The 19,713-nt window shown below is 48.0% G+C and carries 20 protein-coding genes and 1 pseudogene; 10 read left to right on the forward strand and 11 right to left on the reverse strand.

What is annotated here, in order from left to right; genetic code table 11:
• Nucleotides 1-100: 100 nt before the first annotated feature.
• A complete protein-coding gene (gene adhE / locus BEA93_RS05205; RefSeq protein WP_000301631.1) occupies nt 101-2,773 on the reverse strand; it encodes a bifunctional acetaldehyde-CoA/alcohol dehydrogenase in 2,673 nt (890 codons plus the stop codon).
• Between the two features lie 478 nt (nt 2,774-3,251).
• On the opposite strand from adhE, the gene ychE reads away from it, so the two are divergent.
• The 7 genes from ychE (at nt 3,252) to oppF (ending at nt 10,219) form a co-directional block, all read left to right on the forward strand.
• Nucleotides 3,252-3,899 (forward strand): NAAT family transporter YchE, encoded by a 648-nt coding sequence (ychE, locus tag BEA93_RS05210; RefSeq protein WP_000616766.1) that lies wholly within the window; start codon nt 3,252-3,254, stop codon nt 3,897-3,899.
• A gap of 339 nt (nt 3,900-4,238) precedes the next feature.
• The gene (locus tag BEA93_RS25210) at nt 4,239-4,406 is read left to right on the forward strand and encodes a hypothetical protein (RefSeq protein WP_157941651.1); all 168 of its coding nucleotides are present in this window, start codon (nt 4,239-4,241) and stop codon (nt 4,404-4,406) included.
• Nucleotides 4,407-4,632: 226 nt separating this feature from the next.
• Nucleotides 4,633-6,264 carry an oligopeptide ABC transporter substrate-binding protein OppA gene (gene oppA, locus BEA93_RS05225; protein WP_010377652.1) on the forward strand — a complete coding sequence of 544 codons (1,632 nt, stop codon included), beginning with the start codon at nt 4,633-4,635 and terminating at the stop codon, nt 6,262-6,264.
• A gap of 85 nt (nt 6,265-6,349) precedes the next feature.
• Nucleotides 6,350-7,270: an oligopeptide ABC transporter permease OppB gene (gene oppB, locus BEA93_RS05230; RefSeq protein ID WP_000911114.1), complete on the forward strand. Its 921-nt coding sequence runs from the start codon at nt 6,350-6,352 to the stop codon at nt 7,268-7,270.
• Between the two features lie 14 nt (nt 7,271-7,284).
• Nucleotides 7,285-8,193 (forward strand): oligopeptide ABC transporter permease OppC, encoded by a 909-nt coding sequence (oppC, locus tag BEA93_RS05235; protein ID WP_000979659.1) that lies wholly within the window; start codon nt 7,285-7,287, stop codon nt 8,191-8,193.
• A gap of 11 nt (nt 8,194-8,204) precedes the next feature.
• Nucleotides 8,205-9,218, forward strand: coding sequence for a murein tripeptide/oligopeptide ABC transporter ATP-binding protein OppD (oppD, locus tag BEA93_RS05240; RefSeq protein WP_105224443.1), 1,014 nt, complete (start codon nt 8,205-8,207; stop codon nt 9,216-9,218).
• A complete protein-coding gene (oppF, locus tag BEA93_RS05245; protein WP_000994879.1) occupies nt 9,215-10,219 on the forward strand; it encodes a murein tripeptide/oligopeptide ABC transporter ATP-binding protein OppF in 1,005 nt (334 codons plus the stop codon). The genes oppD and oppF overlap by 4 nt, the downstream gene beginning before the upstream one ends.
• A 50-nt stretch (nt 10,220-10,269) precedes the next feature.
• On the opposite strand, the gene BEA93_RS05250 is transcribed toward oppF, so the two are convergent.
• Nucleotides 10,270-10,599: an HI1450 family dsDNA-mimic protein gene (locus tag BEA93_RS05250; protein WP_000366964.1), complete on the reverse strand. Its 330-nt coding sequence runs from the start codon at nt 10,597-10,599 to the stop codon at nt 10,270-10,272.
• Between the two features lie 34 nt (nt 10,600-10,633).
• Nucleotides 10,634-12,094, reverse strand: coding sequence for a cardiolipin synthase (cls, locus tag BEA93_RS05255; protein ID WP_000214527.1), 1,461 nt, complete (start codon nt 12,092-12,094; stop codon nt 10,634-10,636).
• A gap of 142 nt (nt 12,095-12,236) precedes the next feature.
• On the opposite strand from cls, the gene BEA93_RS24970 reads away from it, so the two are divergent.
• The gene (locus BEA93_RS24970; protein ID WP_122983112.1) at nt 12,237-12,410 is read left to right on the forward strand and encodes a YciY family protein; all 174 of its coding nucleotides are present in this window, start codon (nt 12,237-12,239) and stop codon (nt 12,408-12,410) included.
• 34 nt (nt 12,411-12,444) lie between these two features.
• On the opposite strand, the gene kch is transcribed toward BEA93_RS24970, so the two are convergent.
• Both kch and BEA93_RS05270 read right to left on the reverse strand, forming a co-directional pair.
• Complete coding sequence (gene kch, locus BEA93_RS05265; protein ID WP_000020081.1) at nt 12,445-13,686, reverse strand: voltage-gated potassium channel protein; 1,242 nt, start codon at nt 13,684-13,686, stop codon at nt 12,445-12,447.
• Between the two features lie 319 nt (nt 13,687-14,005).
• Nucleotides 14,006-14,302 carry a YciI family protein gene (locus BEA93_RS05270; RefSeq protein ID WP_000967596.1) on the reverse strand — a complete coding sequence of 99 codons (297 nt, stop codon included), beginning with the start codon at nt 14,300-14,302 and terminating at the stop codon, nt 14,006-14,008.
• Nucleotides 14,303-14,525: 223 nt separating this feature from the next.
• Between BEA93_RS05270 and tonB the strand changes: the two genes are divergently transcribed.
• Nucleotides 14,526-15,245 (forward strand): TonB system transport protein TonB, encoded by a 720-nt coding sequence (gene tonB / locus BEA93_RS05275; RefSeq protein WP_001516503.1) that lies wholly within the window; start codon nt 14,526-14,528, stop codon nt 15,243-15,245.
• Between the two features lie 39 nt (nt 15,246-15,284).
• Here the strand turns inward: tonB and yciA are convergent, their stop codons facing one another.
• The 4 genes and pseudogenes from yciA to BEA93_RS25570 all read right to left on the reverse strand — a co-directional run.
• Complete coding sequence (gene yciA, locus BEA93_RS05280; protein ID WP_000108161.1) at nt 15,285-15,683, reverse strand: acyl-CoA thioester hydrolase YciA; 399 nt, start codon at nt 15,681-15,683, stop codon at nt 15,285-15,287.
• Between the two features lie 104 nt (nt 15,684-15,787).
• Nucleotides 15,788-16,327 (reverse strand): septation protein A, encoded by a 540-nt coding sequence (locus BEA93_RS05285; protein ID WP_000808656.1) that lies wholly within the window; start codon nt 16,325-16,327, stop codon nt 15,788-15,790.
• 30 nt (nt 16,328-16,357) lie between these two features.
• A complete protein-coding gene (locus BEA93_RS05290) occupies nt 16,358-17,101 on the reverse strand; it encodes a YciC family protein (protein WP_001516502.1) in 744 nt (247 codons plus the stop codon).
• 27 nt (nt 17,102-17,128) lie between these two features.
• A pseudogene (locus BEA93_RS25570) lies at nt 17,129-17,335 on the reverse strand (YkgJ family cysteine cluster protein); the annotation flags it as partial.
• Between the two features lie 282 nt (nt 17,336-17,617).
• Between BEA93_RS25570 and ompW the strand changes: the two are divergent.
• The gene (gene ompW / locus BEA93_RS05295; protein WP_105224444.1) at nt 17,618-18,256 is read left to right on the forward strand and encodes an outer membrane protein OmpW; all 639 of its coding nucleotides are present in this window, start codon (nt 17,618-17,620) and stop codon (nt 18,254-18,256) included.
• Nucleotides 18,257-18,301: 45 nt separating this feature from the next.
• On the opposite strand, the gene BEA93_RS05300 is transcribed toward ompW, so the two are convergent.
• Complete coding sequence (locus BEA93_RS05300; protein WP_000113661.1) at nt 18,302-19,432, reverse strand: phage integrase Arm DNA-binding domain-containing protein; 1,131 nt, start codon at nt 19,430-19,432, stop codon at nt 18,302-18,304.
• Complete coding sequence (locus tag BEA93_RS05305) at nt 19,410-19,658, reverse strand: excisionase (protein WP_000113185.1); 249 nt, start codon at nt 19,656-19,658, stop codon at nt 19,410-19,412. The genes BEA93_RS05300 and BEA93_RS05305 overlap by 23 nt, the downstream gene beginning before the upstream one ends.
• Nucleotides 19,659-19,713 lie beyond the last annotated feature (55 nt).

The following is a 19,713-nucleotide window of genomic DNA, read 5'->3' on the forward strand; positions in this document are numbered from 1 at the left end:
AACGCTGCTGAGTTATTTGATCTTGCATAGTATCGGTTTATGACAAAAACAAAAAACGGCCCCAAAAGGGACCGTTTATACTGTTATACAGAGTTATTGATTAAGCGGATTTCTTCGCTTTTTTCTCTGCTTTAGCCGGAGCTGCTTCCTTTGCTGCTGGTGCACCTTCTACATAATCACGACCATAGTAGGTATCCAGCAGAATCTGTTTCAGCTCGGAGATCAGCGGATAACGCGGGTTAGCGCCGGTGCACTGGTCATCGAATGCATCTTCAGACAGTTTATCTACGTTCGCGAGGAAGTCAGCTTCCTGAACGCCAGCCTCACGGATAGATTTCGGAATACCCAGTTCTGCTTTCAGCGTTTCCAGCCATGCCAGCAGTTTCTCGATCTTAGCAGCAGTACGGTCGCCCGGTGCGCTCAGACCCAGGTGGTCTGCAATTTCAGCATAACGACGGCGTGCTTGCGGACGGTCATACTGGCTGAATGCAGTCTGCTTGGTCGGGTTGTCGTTTGCGTTGTAACGAATAACGTTACAAATCAGCAAGGCGTTTGCCAGACCGTGCGGAATATGGAACTGGGAACCCAGTTTGTGCGCCATTGAGTGACATACACCCAGGAAGGCGTTCGCAAACGCGATACCTGCGATAGTTGCCGCACTGTGAACACGCTCGCGTGCTACCGGGTTTTTAGCCCCTTCGTGGTAGGACGCTGGCAGGTATTCTTTCAGCAGTTTCAGCGCTTGCAGAGCCTGACCATCAGAGAACTCAGAAGCCAGTACAGAAACATAAGCTTCCATAGCGTGAGTGACTGCATCCAGACCGCCGAAAGCACACAGGGACTTCGGCATATCCATAACCAGGTTGGCGTCAACAATCGCCATATCCGGGGTCAGCGCATAGTCTGCCAGCGGATATTTCTGACCAGTAGCGTCGTCAGTTACAACCGCAAACGGAGTAACTTCAGAACCTGTACCGGAAGTGGTGGTGACTGCGATCATTTTCGCTTTCACGCCCATTTTCGGGAACTTGTAGATACGTTTACGGATGTCCATAAAACGCAGCGCCAGTTCTTCGAAGTGAGTTTCCGGGTGTTCGTACATAACCCACATGATCTTCGCAGCGTCCATCGGAGAACCACCACCCAGCGCGATAATGACGTCCGGTTTGAAGGAGTTCGCCAGTTCTGCGCCTTTACGTACGATGCTCAGAGTCGGGTCTGCTTCAACTTCGAAGAAAACTTCAGTTTCTACGCCAGCCGCTTTCAATACGGAAGTGATCTGGTCAGCATAGCCGTTGTTGAACAGGAAGCGGTCAGTCACGATGAGCGCACGTTTGTGGCCATCAGTAATCACTTCATCCAGCGCGATTGGCAGGGAGCCACGGCGGAAGTAGATAGATTTCGGAAGTTTGTGCCACAACATGTTTTCAGCTCGCTTAGCAACGGTTTTCTTGTTGATCAGGTGTTTCGGACCAACGTTTTCAGAGATGGAGTTACCACCCCAGGAACCACAACCCAGAGTCAGGGAAGGTGCGAGTTTGAAGTTATACAGGTCACCGATACCACCCTGAGACGCCGGGGTGTTGATCAGGATACGGGCAGTTTTCATTTTCTGACCGAAGTAAGAAACGCGTGCCGGTTGGTTATCCTGGTCGGTGTACAGGCAAGAGGTATGTCCGATACCGCCCATAGCAACCAGTTTCTCTGCCTTATCTACCGCGTCTTCGAAATCTTTCGCACGGTACATTGCCAGAGTCGGGGACAGTTTTTCATGAGCGAACGGCTCACTTTCATCAACAACAGTCACTTCACCGATCAGAATCTTAGTATTTTCTGGAACAGAGAAGCCAGCCAGTTCAGCAATTTTATACGCCGGTTGACCAACGATAGCTGCGTTCAGCGCGCCATTTTTCAGGATAACGTCCTGAACTGCCTTCAGTTCTTTGCCCTGCAGCATGTAGCCGCCGTGGGTCGCGAAACGTTCACGCACAGCATCATAAACAGAATCAACCACAACAACAGATTGTTCAGAAGCACAGATTACGCCGTTGTCGAAGGTTTTGGACATCAGTACAGATGCAACAGCACGTTTGATATCAGCAGTTTCATCAATAACAACTGGGGTGTTACCTGCACCTACGCCGATAGCTGGTTTACCGGAGCTGTATGCCGCTTTAACCATGCCTGGACCACCGGTTGCAAGGATCAGGTTAATGTCAGGGTGGTGCATCAACGCGTTGGAGAGTTCAACAGAAGGTTGATCGATCCAGCCGATCAGATCTTTCGGCGCACCAGCAGCGATAGCAGCCTGCAGAACGATGTCAGCAGCTTTGTTAGTTGCATCTTTTGCACGCGGGTGTGGAGAGAAAATGATGGCGTTACGGGTCTTCAGGCTGATCAGCGATTTGAAGATAGCGGTTGAAGTCGGGTTAGTGGTCGGAACGATACCGCAAATAATACCGATTGGTTCAGCGATAGTGATAGTACCGAAAGTGTCGTCTTCGGACAGAATACCGCAGGTTTTTTCATCTTTATACGCGTTGTAGATATATTCTGAAGCGAAGTGGTTTTTAATCACTTTGTCTTCAACAATACCCATGCCGGATTCAGCAACGGCCATTTTCGCGAGTGGGATTCGAGCATCTGCGGCAGCCAGAGCGGCGGCGCGGAAGATTTTGTCAACTTGCTCTTGAGTGAAACTGGCATATTCACGCTGGGCTTTTTTTACACGCTCTACGAGTGCGTTAAGTTCAGCGACATTAGTAACAGCCATAATGCTCTCCTGATAATGTTAAACTTTTTTAGTAAATCATCTGCTCGAATACGAGAGTATAGTCAGTGCGATGATGATTTGCTTAACCTTTGAAAATCAAAATCTTACTCGTGCTCACACTCACTGTGATTTACTAAAAGAGTTTAAACATTAGAGTCATTGAACTCTAATGCGTCACTTCCAGGTGGCGTAAGCAAGATTACTCACTTCTGGGTACTGATTGCGTGATCTAGATCAAAATTCAGCAAAGCTGACACCTTTCAGCTCCGCTTTTAGCTACAAAAGCTAATAGTTAATAAATTGTAGTATTTATTGTTGGCTACATTAGCATGTTTTGTACGTCTAGATAACAATAATGAATGATAGTGATTTTAAGCAGTTAGGAGGTGAAAAATGCTGCCAAAAGGCGTATTGTCAGCGCGTATTTTTTACCCTTGGTTATGACTAACATTATCCGGCCTTTGCTTCGGAGCTAACTGTGATTCAGACACTCTTTGATTTTCCCGTTTATTTTAAGTTTTTTATCGGGTTATTTGCGCTGGTTAACCCTGTTGGGATCATCCCTGTGTTCATCAGTATGACCAGCTATCAGACCGCGGCAGCGAGAAACAAAACAAATCTGACCGCCAACCTGTCGGTAGCGATCATCTTGTGGATTGCGCTTTTTCTTGGCGACACGATTCTGCAACTTTTTGGCATCTCGATTGATTCGTTCCGTATCGCGGGTGGCATTCTGGTGGTCACAATTGCGATGTCGATGATCAGTGGCAAACTTGGCGAGGATAAACAGAACAAACAAGAAAAATCAGAAACCGCAATTCGTGAAAGCATCGGCGTTGTACCGCTCGCATTGCCTTTGATGGCAGGGCCGGGAGCGATCAGCTCAACTATCGTTTGGGGAACGCGTTATCACAGCATTGGTTACTTGTTCGGTTTTTTTGTGGCAATCGCGTTGTTTGCTTTATGTTGTTGGGGCTTATTCCGTATGGCTCCCTGGCTGGTAAGGGTTCTGCGCCAGACCGGCATCAACGTGATTACCCGTATTATGGGGTTGTTACTGATGGCATTAGGGATTGAATTTATTGTTAATGGAATCAAAGGGATTTTCCCTGGCCTGCTCAATTAATTCCTTTCATCCGAAACGGAGTCATAGTGCTCCGTTTTTTCGTCATTATTTTTACTTTGGCCCAACGCAGTTATCAGAAGCAAACGAAATAGATAAATATTTTTTCTCACATTACAGCCAGTTATAAGAATATCCTTACCTCGCGCTCCTCCTCATCATGTTATTTTCGCGACATCATAATTCAGGGTCTTGCTGAAGAATAATTGAAATGATATTAGTAATTCCACTGGATTTGGTAGAGGAATGTGCTAAATAATGAGCTGTTGTTAAATTATTGTGCATTTCTCTATCATAATGGTTACCAGAAAAGACAGTCTTGCTTCCTGATTTTCTATCTTTATGTTTTTAAATGATTTTATTGGCAGCTTGATGGGGGGTTTAGGTACTGTCATGGTCAATAAAAGAGAATTGCTTAACAATTTTGCAAAATGTATTGGCGAGCAAGAAGCGCATTTGATACTTTCCGGCCAACCATCAGGCAATTTTATTGGTAATGGGAATTATTAACAATAAAAATTGCTGCAGTAAATAAATGTGTCTCGACAGGGGAGGCACAGTAAGAATCGACGTAAGGTGGTCGTCCGAATCACCAGAATAAACAAAGTCGGTGATAGTAAAGCGTAACGATAAAGTAACCTGGCAGCAGAAAGTCTCCGAATCTGTCCAGGGTCCCAATCCGGGATTACACATGCTGGTTCAAACCAGTAATTATAATGAGGGAGTCCAAAAAACAATGACCAACATCACCAAGAGAAGTTTAGTCGCAGCAGGCGTTCTGGCTGCGCTTATGGCAGGGAATGTCGCGTTGGCGGCTGATGTGCCCGCGGGTGTTCAGCTCGCAGAAAAACAAACGCTGGTGCGCAATAATGGTTCTGAAGTTCAATCATTAGATCCGCACAAAATTGAAGGGGTTCCGGAGTCTAATATCAGCCGCGACTTGTTTGAAGGCTTATTGGTCAGCGATCTCGACGGCCATCCGGCTCCGGGCGTTGCTGAATCCTGGGATAATAAAGACGCTAAAGTCTGGACATTCCATCTGCGTAAAGATGCGAAATGGTCTGATGGCACGCCAGTCACTGCGCAAGACTTTGTATATAGTTGGCAACGTTCTGTTGATCCGAACACGGCGTCTCCCTATGCAAGTTATCTGCAATATGGGCATATTGCCGGTATTGATGAAATTCTCGAAGGGAAAAAACCGATTACCGATCTCGGCGTGAAAGCCATCGATGATCACACGTTAGAAGTTACATTAAGTGAGCCTGTTCCGTACTTCTATAAATTGTTGGTTCACCCGTCTACTTCTCCGGTGCCAAAAGCCGCCATTGAGAAATTTGGCGAAAAATGGACTCAGCCGGGTAATATCGTCACCAACGGTGCCTATACATTAAAAGATTGGGTCGTTAACGAACGTATCGTTCTTGAGCGCAGCCCGACTTACTGGAACAACGCGAAAACGGTTATTAATCAGGTGACTTATTTGCCGATCGCTTCTGAAGTTACCGATGTAAACCGCTATCGCAGCGGTGAAATCGATATGACTTATAACAACATGCCGATCGAGCTGTTCCAGAAACTGAAAAAAGAGATCCCGGACGAAGTTCACGTCGACCCATATCTGTGTACCTACTATTACGAAATTAATAACCAGAAAGCGCCATTCAACGACGTGCGCGTGCGTACAGCGCTGAAACTGGGTATGGACCGCGATATCATCGTTAATAAAGTTAAAGCACAGGGCGATATGCCAGCCTATGGTTACACACCTCCTTATACTGATGGTGCAAAATTAACTCAGCCAGAATGGTTTGGCTGGAGCCAGGAAAAACGTAACGAAGAAGCTAAAAAACTGCTGGCCGAAGCGGGTTATACTGCAGACAAACCGTTAACGATTAACCTGCTATATAACACGTCCGATCTGCATAAAAAGCTGGCCATTGCCGCCTCTTCGCTGTGGAAGAAAAACATAGGTGTTAACGTCAAACTGGTTAACCAGGAATGGAAAACCTTCCTTGACACCCGTCACCAGGGAACTTTTGATGTGGCTCGTGCAGGTTGGTGTGCCGACTACAACGAACCGACCTCCTTCCTGAACACCATGCTGTCGAACAGCTCGATGAACACCGCGCATTATAAGAGCCCGGCGTTTGACAGTATTATGGCGGAAACGCTGAAAGCCACTGACGAGGCGCAGCGCACGGCGTTGTACACCAAAGCAGAGCAACAGTTGGATAAAGATTCGGCCATTGTTCCGGTTTATTACTACGTGAACGCGCGTCTGGTAAAACCGTGGGTTGGAGGTTATACCGGTAAAGATCCGCTGGATAACACCTACACCAGAAATATGTACATTGTGAAGCACTAATGGCAATACGTGGGGTAGGCGAGTCCTGCTCCACGGTGTCTGGTTTTTATCGCATTACAGAAGGCACAGGCCAGAAGGTACGGCAATGTTAAAATTTATTCTACGTCGCTGTCTGGAAGCGATTCCGACGCTATTTATTCTTATTACTATTTCGTTCTTTATGATGCGCCTCGCCCCGGGAAGTCCTTTTACTGGTGAACGCACGTTACCGCCAGAAGTGATGGCCAATATCGAAGCGAAATATCATCTTAATGATCCGATCATGACACAGTATTTCAGCTACCTGAAACAACTGGCGCATGGCGATTTCGGTCCGTCTTTTAAATATAAAGATTATTCGGTCAATGACCTGGTAGCATCCAGTTTTCCTGTTTCTGCAAAATTGGGTGCCGCTGCATTTTTCCTCGCGGTGGTGCTGGGTGTGAGTGCTGGCGTTATTGCCGCATTAAAACAAAACACCAAATGGGACTATACCGTGATGGGGCTGGCAATGACCGGGGTGGTTATCCCCAGTTTTGTGGTTGCGCCATTATTAGTCATGATATTCGCGATCATTTTGCATTGGCTACCCGGCGGCGGATGGAATGGCGGGGCGCTGAAATTCATGATATTACCGATGGTGGCGTTGTCACTCGCCTATATCGCCAGTATCGCGCGTATTACCCGTGGTTCAATGATTGAAGTTTTACACTCCAACTTTATTCGCACTGCCCGCGCGAAAGGTTTACCTATGCGCAGAATTATCCTTCGCCACGCATTAAAACCTGCGCTGTTACCCGTACTTTCATATATGGGACCCGCATTTGTCGGCATTATTACCGGTTCTATGGTCATCGAAACCATTTATGGTTTACCTGGGATCGGGCAATTGTTTGTTAATGGCGCGTTGAACCGTGACTATTCATTGGTTTTAAGCCTGACCATTCTGGTTGGTGCATTAACCATTTTGTTCAATGCCATTGTCGATGTGCTATATGCGGTTATCGACCCGAAAATCCGTTACTGATACTGGAGCTCGCGATGATGTTAAGTAAGAAAAACAGCGAGACGCTGGAAAATTTCAGTGAAAAGCTGGAGGTCGAAGGGCGCAGTTTATGGCAGGACGCACGCCGTCGTTTTATGCATAACCGTGCGGCGGTCGCCAGTCTCATTGTACTGGTGCTGATTGCTCTGTTTGTTATCCTGGCACCGATGCTTTCGCAATTTGCCTATGACGATACCGATTGGGCGATGATGTCCAGCGCTCCAGATATGGAGTCCGGTCACTACTTTGGTACTGATTCATCCGGACGCGATCTGCTGGTACGTGTTGCAATTGGTGGGCGTATCTCACTCATGGTCGGGGTTGCTGCGGCGCTGGTGGCTGTAGTCGTAGGTACGCTTTACGGTTCGCTTTCCGGTTATCTTGGCGGCAAGGTGGACTCGGTAATGATGCGTTTGCTGGAAATCCTCAATTCCTTCCCATTCATGTTCTTCGTCATTTTGCTGGTGACCTTCTTTGGCCAAAACATTCTGCTGATTTTCGTGGCGATTGGCATGGTTTCCTGGCTGGATATGGCGCGTATCGTACGTGGGCAAACCCTTAGTCTGAAGCGCAAAGAGTTTATTGAGGCAGCACAAGTTGGTGGAGTCTCTACGCCCGGTATCGTGATTCGCCACATTGTGCCGAACGTGCTCGGCGTAGTGGTGGTGTACGCATCGCTACTGGTGCCAAGCATGATCCTCTTTGAGTCTTTCCTTAGCTTCCTGGGGCTGGGTACGCAAGAGCCGTTAAGTAGTTGGGGCGCATTGCTAAGTGATGGTGCGAACTCGATGGAAGTCTCGCCCTGGTTGCTGCTGTTTCCGGCCGGTTTCCTTGTGGTGACGCTGTTTTGTTTCAACTTTATCGGGGATGGCTTACGTGATGCCCTCGACCCGAAAGATCGTTAAGGAGTGCAGCCATGAGCGTAATTGAAACTGCAACCGTACCGCTTGCACAGCAACAGGCTAACGCACTGCTGAACGTGAAGGATTTGCGAGTGACATTTAGTACCCCGGACGGCGACGTCACAGCGGTCAATGATTTGAATTTTTCTCTGCGTGCCGGAGAAACGTTGGGTATCGTAGGTGAGTCTGGTTCCGGTAAGTCGCAAACCGCGTTTGCTTTAATGGGGCTGTTGGCCGCGAACGGACACATTGGTGGATCGGCCACTTTTAATGGCCGTGAGATCCTCAACCTGCCAGAACGCGAACTCAATAAACTGCGCGCTGAACAAATCTCGATGATTTTTCAGGACCCGATGACTTCGTTGAACCCGTATATGCGCGTCGGTGAGCAGTTGATGGAAGTGCTGATGCTGCATAAGAGTATGAGCAAGGCTGAAGCGTTTGGAGAGTCGGTGCGGATGCTTGATGCCGTAAAAATGCCGGAAGCGCGTAAGCGCATGAAGATGTTCCCGCATGAATTTTCTGGCGGTATGCGTCAGCGTGTAATGATTGCGATGGCATTGTTGTGTCGGCCTAAATTGCTGATTGCTGACGAACCTACCACTGCGCTGGACGTGACTGTGCAGGCGCAAATCATGACGCTATTGAATGACCTGAAACGGGAATTCAATACTGCCATCATTATGATCACCCACGATCTGGGTGTGGTGGCGGGGATCTGTGACAAAGTATTGGTGATGTACGCTGGGCGCACCATGGAATACGGCAACGCGCGCGATGTCTTTTATCAGCCCGTTCATCCTTACTCTATCGGTTTACTCAATGCGGTGCCGCGTCTTGATGCGGAAGGTGAAGCTATGTTGACCATACCGGGAAATCCACCAAACCTGCTACGTTTACCAAAAGGTTGCCCGTTCCAGCCGCGCTGTCCACATGCGATGGAAATTTGTAGCAGTGCGCCGCCGCTGGAAGAGTTCACGCCAGGTCGCTTGCGCGCCTGTTTTAAACCAGTGGGGGAACTGTTATGAATGCTGTTACGGAAGAAAGAAAAGTTCTCCTGGAAATTGCCGATCTGAAAGTTCACTTTGAGATTAAAGATGGCAAACAGTGGTTCTGGCAACCGGCGAAAACCCTGAAAGCCGTTGATGGAGTCACACTTCGACTTTATGAAGGGGAGACATTAGGCGTAGTAGGGGAATCCGGTTGCGGTAAATCCACCTTTGCCCGCGCTATTATCGGCCTGGTTAAAGCGACCGATGGGCGCGTCGCGTGGTTAGGAAAAGAGTTGTTAGGGATGAAGCCTGATGAATGGCGTGCCGTTCGCAGTGATATCCAGATGATTTTTCAGGACCCGCTGGCGTCTCTTAACCCACGTATGACGATTGGCGAGATCATCGCTGAACCGCTGCGTACCTATCATCCGAAAATGTCACGCCAGGAAGTCCGTGAGCGCGTGAAGGCGATGATGATGAAAGTCGGCTTGCTACCTAACCTGATTAACCGCTATCCGCATGAGTTCTCCGGGGGGCAGTGCCAGCGTATCGGGATTGCACGTGCACTCATTCTTGAACCGAAACTGATTATCTGCGATGAGCCTGTTTCGGCGCTGGACGTGTCAATTCAGGCACAGGTGGTGAACCTGCTCCAGCAGTTGCAACGTGAGATGGGATTGTCATTAATTTTTATTGCTCACGATCTGGCAGTGGTAAAACACATTTCCGATCGCGTGCTGGTGATGTATCTCGGACACGCGGTGGAGCTGGGGACGTATGATGAGGTCTACCACAATCCGCTGCATCCTTATACCAAAGCCTTGATGTCGGCGGTGCCAATTCCTGATCCGGATCTGGAGAAGAACAAATCCATCCAGTTACTGGAAGGGGAATTGCCTTCGCCCATCAATCCTCCGTCTGGTTGTGTGTTCCGCACACGTTGCCCGATCGCCGGCCCGGAATGTGCCAAAACGCGCCCGGTGCTGGAGGGCAGTTTCAGACATGCGGTCTCTTGCCTGAAAGTCGATCCGCTTTAAAAACAAAAGGGCTGACAACCGTCAGCCCTTTTTCACACCAAAAGCGATATTTATTCACGCCAGATGATATGGCAAAGTTTGTGATCTTTTTCGCGACATAACAGGATACGGGCGAAAACATCGTTAATTTCACCATCTTCACTGTCCGCCAGACCAATCACCACTTCTGCAAAAAAGTCCGGGTTCAAATCGTAATCAACATGTTCCTGCCAGTCTTCTGCCGGGTCGAATAACTCCGCACCGCCACGTTCTTCAAACTGAAGATTGAACAGCAGAACATCCGCCGGATCGAGATTATCTGCGGCCAGTTCGAGAAAAATATCATAAGCCTGCTCAAGCGTTTCATCTTCAGTCAGGCGATTGTTTAAATCCATATCCATAGTCACTACCCGTTTAACATCTGTTGGCGACGTTTTACAGCAACGGACTGAAGAAGTAAAACAGTCGCTCGGCAACGCGCTGCCAGAGCGGTCGTTTTGCCCACAGCCGCGCATCAAGCAGACGTGAGCGCGAGATATAATCGTCCTGAACAGCAGCCAGGTCAGCACCAAAACCTTTATCGTCGATCGCCAGCGTGATCTCAAAATTTAACCACAGGCTGCGCATATCAAGGTTCACAGTCCCCACCAGACTTAGTTCGCCATCGACCAGCACGCTCTTGGTATGTAATAACCCGCCTTCAAACTGATAAATTTTAACCCCAGCGGCCAACAGTTCAGTAAAGAATGCGCGGCTGGCCCAGCCTACCAGCATTGAGTCATTTTTACGCGGCAGAATAATACTGACATCAACTCCGCGCTGTGCTGCTGTGCAAATCGCGTGAAGTAAGTCATCGCTGGGCACGAAGTAGGGCGTCGTCATGATTAAATATTCGCGTGCTGAATATGCAGCGGTGAGTAACGCCTGGTGAATCAGGTCTTCCGGGAAGCCGGGGCCAGAAGCTATGGTATGGATCGTATGACCGCTGGACTGTTCAAACGGCATAATATTGACATCAGGCGGCGGTGGCAGAATGCGTTTTCCGGTTTCAATCTCCCAGTCGCAGGAATAAATAATCCCCATGGCGGTAGCAATAGGACCTTCCATGCGGGCCATCAGGTCAATCCATTGTCCTACTCCCGCATCCTGTTTGAAGAAACGTGGATCGACCATATTCATGCTACCGGTATAGGCAATGTAATTATCGATCATGATCATCTTGCGGTGCTGGCGCAGATCCATGCGGCGTAAAAATACGCGCATCAGGTTAACCTTTAAGGATTCGACCACTTCGATACCAGCATTACGCATCAGCTCCGGCCACGGGCTGCGAAAGAAAGCCACACTCCCGGCAGAGTCGAGCATCAGTCGGCAATGAATACCGCGGCGGGCTGCGGCCATCAACGACTCAGCCACCTGATCTGCCATGCCGCCGGGCTGCCAGATGTAAAACACCATCTCAATATTATGGCGAGCCAGTTGGATGTCACGGATCAACGCCTGCATCACATCATCAGACTCGGTCATCAGTTGCAGTTGGTTACCTTTAACGCCCGCGATACCCTGACGGCGCTCGCAGAGCTTAAATAACGGCCCGGCGACACTGCTATTTTCTTCCGCGAAAATGTGTTTACAGGCTTTAAGATCGTTAAGCCATTTAGCCGTAGAAGGCCACATCGCTCTTGCACGTTCGGCGCGGCGCTTGCCTAAATGCAGTTCACCGACTGCCAGATAGGCAATAATTCCGACCAGAGGCAGAATGTAAATGACCAACAGCCAGGCCATAGCGGAGGGAACGGCGCGTCGTTTCATTAGAATGCGTAATGTTACGCCTGCAATGAGCAACCAGTATCCCAGAATGGCCAACCAACTCACCAACGTATAAACGGTTGTCATAGATTAGAAATCCTTTTGAAAGCGCATTGTTATGAGTTTACGCATATGGATTCATCTGGCAAATAAAAACACCGGAAAAGCACTGGTCAGCGTCGGGGGCGGAGGTATAATGACCACTCTGTTATTGCATAGAGTAGTTAACATGAAGCGGAGTAGAACGGAAGTGGGGCGCTGGCGCATGCAGCGTCAGGCTAGCCGACGGAAATCGCGTTGGCTTGAGGGGCAGTCGCGCCGAAATATGCGTATCCACAGCATCAGGAAGTGCCTTCTAAACAAACAGCGTAACTCGTTATTGTTTGCGATCTACAATATCTGAATGAGCCGGGCACCATCACGGTGCCCATCCGGTTTTATTTTTTCACAGTTTCGTTGCCATCATCGTCGTTCTTATCGCTGAAAATACCATGCCCGGAGTTCAGCAACATTGAGACGAGCATATCATTATTAACTTCTTCACCATTGAGAATACGCGCCAGGATTTCACTGCCGAACAGTTGCGGCGAGAGAATGATGTCCGGATGTACCATTTTAATTTTGTTGAGATTTTTGCTATCACTGACGGCAAGCACTGTTTTGACATCTTTGCTCATATCTTTAGCCGACAGGACGACAAAAGCGTTATCTGCATCGTTATCACTGAGCGCCAGAATAGCCCGGCAGTGATCGATTCCCGCTTTCTTTAATACCGAACTGTCATTGCTGTCCCCGGAAATAACATCAGCATTGTCACCTAATCGCTGTTCGAGTTGTTTGATGTCATCTTCTGGCAGATTACTGATAACAGTCACATTTTGTCCGCGTTGATTCAGTTGCAGAATCGTGTTGATTGCCAGAATGGAGTGCCCGCAAACAATAAAGTGATCTTTACGATTCATCGTATGCTTGTTTCCTTTCACAAGTTTATTGAATCCTCCGCGGATAAGCGGACCAAAAATAGACGTCATGGAGGTGGCGAAAACAGTAATGCCGGAAATAATAACCGAAATAGTAAACAGACGTGCCGATTCAGAAACAGGGACGATATCGCCATAGCCCACCGTTGACATCGTTTCTATCGAAAAATAGAAGGCCGTCATCAGACTCTCTATTCTCGGATTAAAACCTTCGCTTAAATAAAGCGCGCCATAGGTGGAATAAAACAGTAACGTCGTAAAACTAATAAAAGCGAAAATTGTTCCGGCTGCGGCACTACTGTGGGAGAAGTCTTTGCGCAGCACCAGCAAAATCACCAGTGTAAAGATGCAAAACCCAATGCTGAATTTCAGCCAGGGATAGAAGTGTAGGGTGTAGATAAGTGTAATCAGCAATAAAATGATACTGATCGCCCACGCCAGTTTTGCCCGAAACAGCAAGCCGATTGAGTTCAGTACAAGAAAGACACCCAGCATAAACAGAGGTGCATTCGCCAGAAGGGAGAGGTCAAGTTCTGAAAATGCCTGGATATGGAAAATATCGAGCAGATTGACCGACATGCCATAGATTGTTTTGAAAATAAGCAATCCATTTAGAAAGACGGCCAACGCGATAATATCGTGCCGTAGTGTCACCCATAAATTTACCGCTGTTTGCCGGAATGTAGCCCAGTGACTCACTGATACCTCTGTAACCACAATTTTGTTTAATTATCTTTACGCGTACATAATGTGAACATACATACGACTCATGAATGTGTTAATCAATAGTAGATGACTTTATCCGTCGCAATCAAAGGTTTTAAGGCGCTCTGTCGCATAAGGGGAGGATATTATGTATTTTTCCCCTGAATATGCTGATGATATATCAGGATATACAGATAAAGTTATTAACTGTTTGTTGCTGCTGGAGCAATCATTGTGTGGTGTACCTAAGCCAGGAAACAATAAATAAGGGCACGATTTTCACCATCGTGCCCCTTAGAAGAAGAGAAAATGTTCAGAATACTTTTTTGAAGGGTTTCACTGATACTTGTTCATATACACCGGCTGCTACGTAAGGATCGGCATCGGCCCAGGCTTGCGCTGCTTCCAGAGATTCAAATTCAGCAATCACCGTCGATCCGGTAAAACCTGCGGCACCCGGATCATTGCTATCAACCGCAGGCATTGGTCCTGCCGTCAGTAAACGGCCTTCATCATGCAGTAATTGTAAACGTGCTAAATGTGCCGGACGAACGGAAAGACGTTTTTCGAGGCTATCAGCTTTGTCTTGAGCGTAAATAACATACAACACGGGCGCAACTCCTTGTTCGGAAAAGTTGTAAAGTACGTTATTTGAAAGGACAAAGATCTGCAACGGAAAGATGATGTCTTTGTTAAGGCTGTACTTAAAGTAAGGTCAATTGAGCCAAAAAATGCATTTTCACTGATCCTGATCGCCTTGCCTTATTGAATATGATTGCTATTTGCATTTAAAATCGAGGCCTGGTTTTTCTACTGAAACGATTATGACTTCAATGACCCTTGATTTACCTCGCCGCTTCCCCTGGCCGACGTTACTTTCGGTCTGCATTCATGGTGCTGTTGTGGCGGGTCTACTCTATACCTCGGTACATCAGGTTATTGAACTACCTGCGCCTGCGCAGCCGATTTCTGTCACCATGGTTGCACCAGCGGATCTTGAACCGCCACAAGCTGTTCAACCGCCGCCAGAGCCGGTGGTGGAGCCAGAGCCGGAACCTGAGCCGATACCAGAGCCGCCAAAAGAAGCGCCGGTGGTCATTGAAAAGCCGAAGCCGAAACCTAAGCCAAAACCGAAGCCGGTGAAAAAGGTGCAGGAACAGCCAAAACGCGATGTTAAACCGGTAGAATCGCGCCCGGCGTCACCGTTTGAAAATACGGCACCGACTCGCCCGACATCCAGTACGGCAACGGCTGCAAGCAGCAAGCCAGTTACCAGTGTGGCGTCAGGTCCGCGCGCACTAAGCCGTAATCAGCCGCAGTATCCAGCGCGCGCGCAGGCATTGCGCATTGAAGGGCAGGTCAAGGTTAAGTTTGACGTTACACCGGATGGCCGGGTGGATAACGTACAAATTCTTTCTGCCAAACCTGCGAATATGTTTGAGCGTGAAGTGAAAAACGCGATGCGCAGATGGCGTTACGAGCCGGGTAAACCAGGGAGTGGAATTGTGGTAAACATTCTGTTTAAAATTAATGGCACTACCGAAATTCAGTAAGCAAAAACTCAAAAGCCTCCGACAGGAGGCTTTTGACTATTACTCAACGGGTAAAGTGCGAGGCTTTCCTTCAGGATCAACAGCGACATACTTAAATAACGCTTCTGTCGCTTTATAGCGTTGCCCAATCGGTTCGGACGCCACTTTTTTCACCCACACTTCAATATTGATACTGACCGATGTTGTCCCTTTTTGGACACAGCGTGCATAGCAGCACACCACATCACCGACTGCTACAGGTCGCAGAAAGGTCATGCCTTCCACGCGAACGGTCACGACGCGACCGTGTGCAATTTCTTTTGCCAGAATGGCACCGCCAATATCCATTTGCGACATCAACCAACCACCAAAAATATCGCCATTAGCATTGGTATCGGCAGGCATGGCTAAAGTTCGTAAAACCAGATCGCCCTGGGGGACGTTATGTGTTGTTGACATGGTAAAACCGACTAAAAAGGAAAATCACAGGCGCGATGCTACTATGATTTTCCTGATGAGAACAGAGGAGATGCAGCGCCAGTCCCGCAGGACTGGCTGGCAGATTATGATTTATCTTCCTGTGGCATGTGGCGATAGATATAGATACCGCTTAACAGTGTGAAGATTAAGGTGAGGGCGGTCAGACCAAACACTTTGAAGTTGACCCAAATATTTTGTGGCAGCCAGAATGCGATGTAGATGTTCGCCAGCCCACAAAGGATAAAAAAGATTGCCCAGGCCAGATTCAGCTTCGACCACACCGGTTGTGGCAGAGTAAGCTCTTTACCCAACATACGTTGAATCAGCGGTTTCTTCATTACCCATTGGCTAACCAACAGGGCACCGGCAAACAGAGCGTAAATGACGGTGACCTTCCATTTAATAAACTCATCATTGTGGAAGAACAGCGTCAGACCACCGAAGACGGCCACCAGAACAAAGGTGATCAGGGCCATCTTCTCAACTTTACGAAAGCGAACCCAGCTATAAATAAGCACAATCGCCGTGGCGACGATCAGCGCCGCAGTTGCCGCATAGATGTCATAAATCTTGTAGAACGCGAAGAAGACAACCAACGGTAAAAAATCAAGAAACTGCTTCATTTTACGATTCCGTAATCAAATGCTTCAGGATTATTGGCGAATTAACATGTACAGGCGGAACAGATAGATGAGCAATACGGCTGAAATCAGATTGCTCAAGGTGTTCGCCAGTACAGCGCCAATTTCTGGGGTTAATGCGGCAAACGAAGAGGCAAACAGCAACAACAATGTTTTTGCCAGTAACCAGCTCAATACCGCAGGTGCCACCAGACGCATATTCGCCCATGTCAGTCGCATACTGCTGCGCATGGAGGCGAAAACGCCCATTTTATCCTGGACCAGCATCACGGGGGCCAGTGCTAACAGGATGGCCATGATGATACCAGGAACGACCACCAGCATGATGCCTATTTGCACAATTAACGTCGTCAGAAGGATTAGCAAGAATAACTTCGGTAATACCGGAGCGCTCGCGCCAATTGCCCGTAATGCGCTGACCCGCTGACCTGCGGACACTAGCTGGATAATTAATAATACGCCGCCCGCGAGAATGGCGTTACCGATTAATCCTGAAAAGGTGGACGCGGCAGACGCACGCAGCAAAATTTGCTGCTGTTCCGGGGACATATTTTGTACCAGATCGAACAACCCACCGCTGCCACTAACGGGAACACCGTCATTGAGCTGCGCAAGTTGTGCGTCACTGGGTGAGAAAACATGTCCTAACACCACTGTGATAAATGCACATAGCAGTGATACCAGCAGAATGGTCATAAATTGATTACGGAAGAAATTTCCGGTGTCACGGTATACGGACTGCGCCGTGATAGACATGCACTCTCCTTGAGTTTTATGCAGGTGTTAATTAGCGGGCAATTGTACCCTGGTTAGCCTCTCAGTGGCAGCATCAGGACATGTATGGAAAAGCATATCTTTGTAAAGCACTGGTAATCCGCCGAGGGCGTGGGCGCGATTACAGGTTTCGTTGATTTCCCAGACTTCTCCTGATATGGCAAATTTCTGCCATATGGACGGTCTGTTTGCATAAATACCGCAGTTTACCGTTTTCCAGAGGTGCTTTTCAGAGCGACACGCTGACGGTTTTTTGGGGTGGCAGAGCAAAAAGGAACCAGATTCAAGAGGCAATAAGGTAGCAAAAGGATGTATTTGGAGTGAAATACGGTGGAATTGATTTACATCACATTAACCAGGATTTGCAATGCAACTTCTAAATTAATCCAGATCAATAAATGGTGATTTAGAAAATGTAGTGTGATCTGTGTAGGATCACTTGTTACTCCAATGTGGGTATATTCGTCACGTTTTTATAACCATAACGACGGAGCGAGCATGAAAAAATTAACAGTGGCGGCATTGGCAGTAAGTACACTTCTCTCTGGCAGCGTTTATGCGCATGAAGCAGGTGAGTTCTTCATTCGAGCAGGTTCAGCGACTGTACGTCCAACTGAAGGCGCGGGTGGGACTCTGGGAAGCCTGGGTGGATTTAGTGTGACCAATAACACCCAACTGGGGCTGACCTTTACCTATATGGCGACCGATAACATTGGCGTTGAACTGCTGGCAGCATCACCGTTCCGCCATAAAGTTGGCACAGCCACGACCGGAGATATTGCGACAGTCCACCATTTACCGCCAACATTGATGGCGCAGTGGTATTTTGGTGATGCCAGCAGTAAATTCCGTCCTTACGTCGGTGCTGGTATTAACTACACCACCTTCTTTAATAATGACTTCAATGATACCGGTGAAGGTCTTGGATTATCCGATCTTAGTCTGAAGGATTCATGGGGAGTGGCGGGGCAAGTTGGTCTGGATTATCTCATCAACCGTGACTGGTTGCTTAATATGTCGGTCTGGTACATGGATATCGACACAACCGCCAGCTATAAATTTAATGGAACCCCCGTGAAAGACGCGGTACGACTGGATCCGTGGGTGTTTATGTTCTCTGCCGGATACCGCTTCTAATTTTCTCTGCAAAACCTCTGCAAAACTCTTCTGCAAAACTGGTTATCAAATAACCAGTTTTTTCCACTCCTTACCGCGTGCGTCGTTGTAAATATCGGTCATTTTTTGATTCGAATGACCCAGCAAAATTTTGGTATCAATTCCCTGTTCTCTGAACAATCTTTCTGATAAAGATCTTTGCTCATGGAAAGAGGGTGGAGTGCCATTAGCACGCCAGTTGTAATCCACAGAATCCCGGGCTTTTTTAAATGCAACTGTTAACGTTGCTGGTTTAACCATCCCGCCGCGCTTACCCATCCCCTTAGCGTGATGATGGTGCAATAACCACGGACTAAGGATGTAATCACGACAGGATGACACCACGTCACCTAGGGTCAGATTTAATTTGTCGCAACGCAGAGCCAGAGGAATGGCTATCCGGGCTCCTGTTTTTTGCTGTTCGACATGAAGGTAACCATCCCGGATATCCGAAAACTGCATTTTGCAAATATCCGAAAGACGCTGGCCCGTCATCAGTGCCAGCAGCATGCCGCGCTGTAAAAAGTAACCATCCTTTTCCGCTGCGTTATAAATCATCATCCACTCATCAAAAGTCAGTCGCTGTCTTGATATCCGCACTTGCGGTTTTTTTGCCGATTCAGCCGGGTTAAAGCCTGGCGGGACATCACCCGTTTGTTGAGCCTCCCGGAAAACATCGATCAATACCTTCCTGAAAATTTGTCCCATTCTGTTATGTCCCTTTGCCTTGTATTCTTCCAGCACCGATACCACATCTTTTACGGTTATGGCATCTAGCGGCCTGGCTCCAAAACGTTCATCAAACACCCTGAGAGGAGCCGCTTTTTGTTTCAGCGTGCTGAGCTTGATTTCTCCGTTCTCATATCTTTCCTGTTGAATTTTTCTGTAATTATTCAGAAAAATGGAAACGGTTGATGCGCCGCCGGTATCACTAATAATTTTCTCCTGCAGACTGAGCATTTGCTCCATTTGTTGTCTGGCAAGACGGCTGTTCGCTTCTGCTGCAATGGTTTCCGCCAGTTTCTGGTCAATACTGCCGAGTCCATGATTTTTACCTGTGATGGGATGCCTGTAACGCCAGTAAACTTTGTTATTTCTTTTGTCAAAATACGGAGATAAACCCGGAACATCGGTTTTATATTTTCGCGGGCGCGCCATCTTCCAGTATCCTCTTCAAAGCAGGGTGATCTGTGGCGATCACCTCAGGCTTGTTTACCATTCCGACAAAGCGAGCGCGTGGATCCACTCGCCAGTGCCTTCCTACTTTTTTGGGGAGAGGAAATATCATTCCGGCTTTAGCGTATTTACTTAACGTACCCGGAGTAGGGACCGGTTCACTGAATTCCTCTTTTGCCCACTCAGTGAGCAGAATAAGTCTTGCCATGAGCGTCGTTCGCTAATCATGGTCGCCGCCACTATAGCTGGTGGGCGACGACCGG

Source organism: Escherichia sp. MOD1-EC5950 (assembly GCF_002965345.1).
In the GTDB taxonomy this organism is placed as follows: Bacteria; Pseudomonadota; Gammaproteobacteria; order Enterobacterales; family Enterobacteriaceae; genus Escherichia; species Escherichia marmotae.

Coding starts and splice junctions, on each gene's coding strand:
- BEA93_RS24970 (WP_122983112.1), top strand. CDS start 12,237: ATGAAGCGGAGTAGAACGGAAGTGGGGCGCTGGCGCATGCAGCGTCAG.
- BEA93_RS05305 (WP_000113185.1), bottom strand. CDS start 19,658: ATGGCAAGACTTATTCTGCTCACTGAGTGGGCAAAAGAGGAATTCAGT.
- BEA93_RS05300 (WP_000113661.1), bottom strand. CDS start 19,432: ATGGCGCGCCCGCGAAAATATAAAACCGATGTTCCGGGTTTATCTCCG.
- oppF (WP_000994879.1), top strand. CDS start 9,215: ATGAATGCTGTTACGGAAGAAAGAAAAGTTCTCCTGGAAATTGCCGAT.
- adhE (WP_000301631.1), bottom strand. CDS start 2,773: ATGGCTGTTACTAATGTCGCTGAACTTAACGCACTCGTAGAGCGTGTA.
- oppB (WP_000911114.1), top strand. CDS start 6,350: ATGTTAAAATTTATTCTACGTCGCTGTCTGGAAGCGATTCCGACGCTA.
- BEA93_RS05285 (WP_000808656.1), bottom strand. CDS start 16,327: ATGAAGCAGTTTCTTGATTTTTTACCGTTGGTTGTCTTCTTCGCGTTC.
- BEA93_RS25210 (WP_157941651.1), top strand. CDS start 4,239: ATGTTTTTAAATGATTTTATTGGCAGCTTGATGGGGGGTTTAGGTACT.
- yciA (WP_000108161.1), bottom strand. CDS start 15,683: ATGTCAACAACACATAACGTCCCCCAGGGCGATCTGGTTTTACGAACT.
- cls (WP_000214527.1), bottom strand. CDS start 12,094: ATGACAACCGTTTATACGTTGGTGAGTTGGTTGGCCATTCTGGGATAC.
- BEA93_RS05250 (WP_000366964.1), bottom strand. CDS start 10,599: ATGGATATGGATTTAAACAATCGCCTGACTGAAGATGAAACGCTTGAG.
- oppD (WP_105224443.1), top strand. CDS start 8,205: ATGAGCGTAATTGAAACTGCAACCGTACCGCTTGCACAGCAACAGGCT.
- oppC (WP_000979659.1), top strand. CDS start 7,285: ATGATGTTAAGTAAGAAAAACAGCGAGACGCTGGAAAATTTCAGTGAA.
- ompW (WP_105224444.1), top strand. CDS start 17,618: ATGAAAAAATTAACAGTGGCGGCATTGGCAGTAAGTACACTTCTCTCT.
- BEA93_RS05290 (WP_001516502.1), bottom strand. CDS start 17,101: ATGTCTATCACGGCGCAGTCCGTATACCGTGACACCGGAAATTTCTTC.
- tonB (WP_001516503.1), top strand. CDS start 14,526: ATGACCCTTGATTTACCTCGCCGCTTCCCCTGGCCGACGTTACTTTCG.
- oppA (WP_010377652.1), top strand. CDS start 4,633: ATGACCAACATCACCAAGAGAAGTTTAGTCGCAGCAGGCGTTCTGGCT.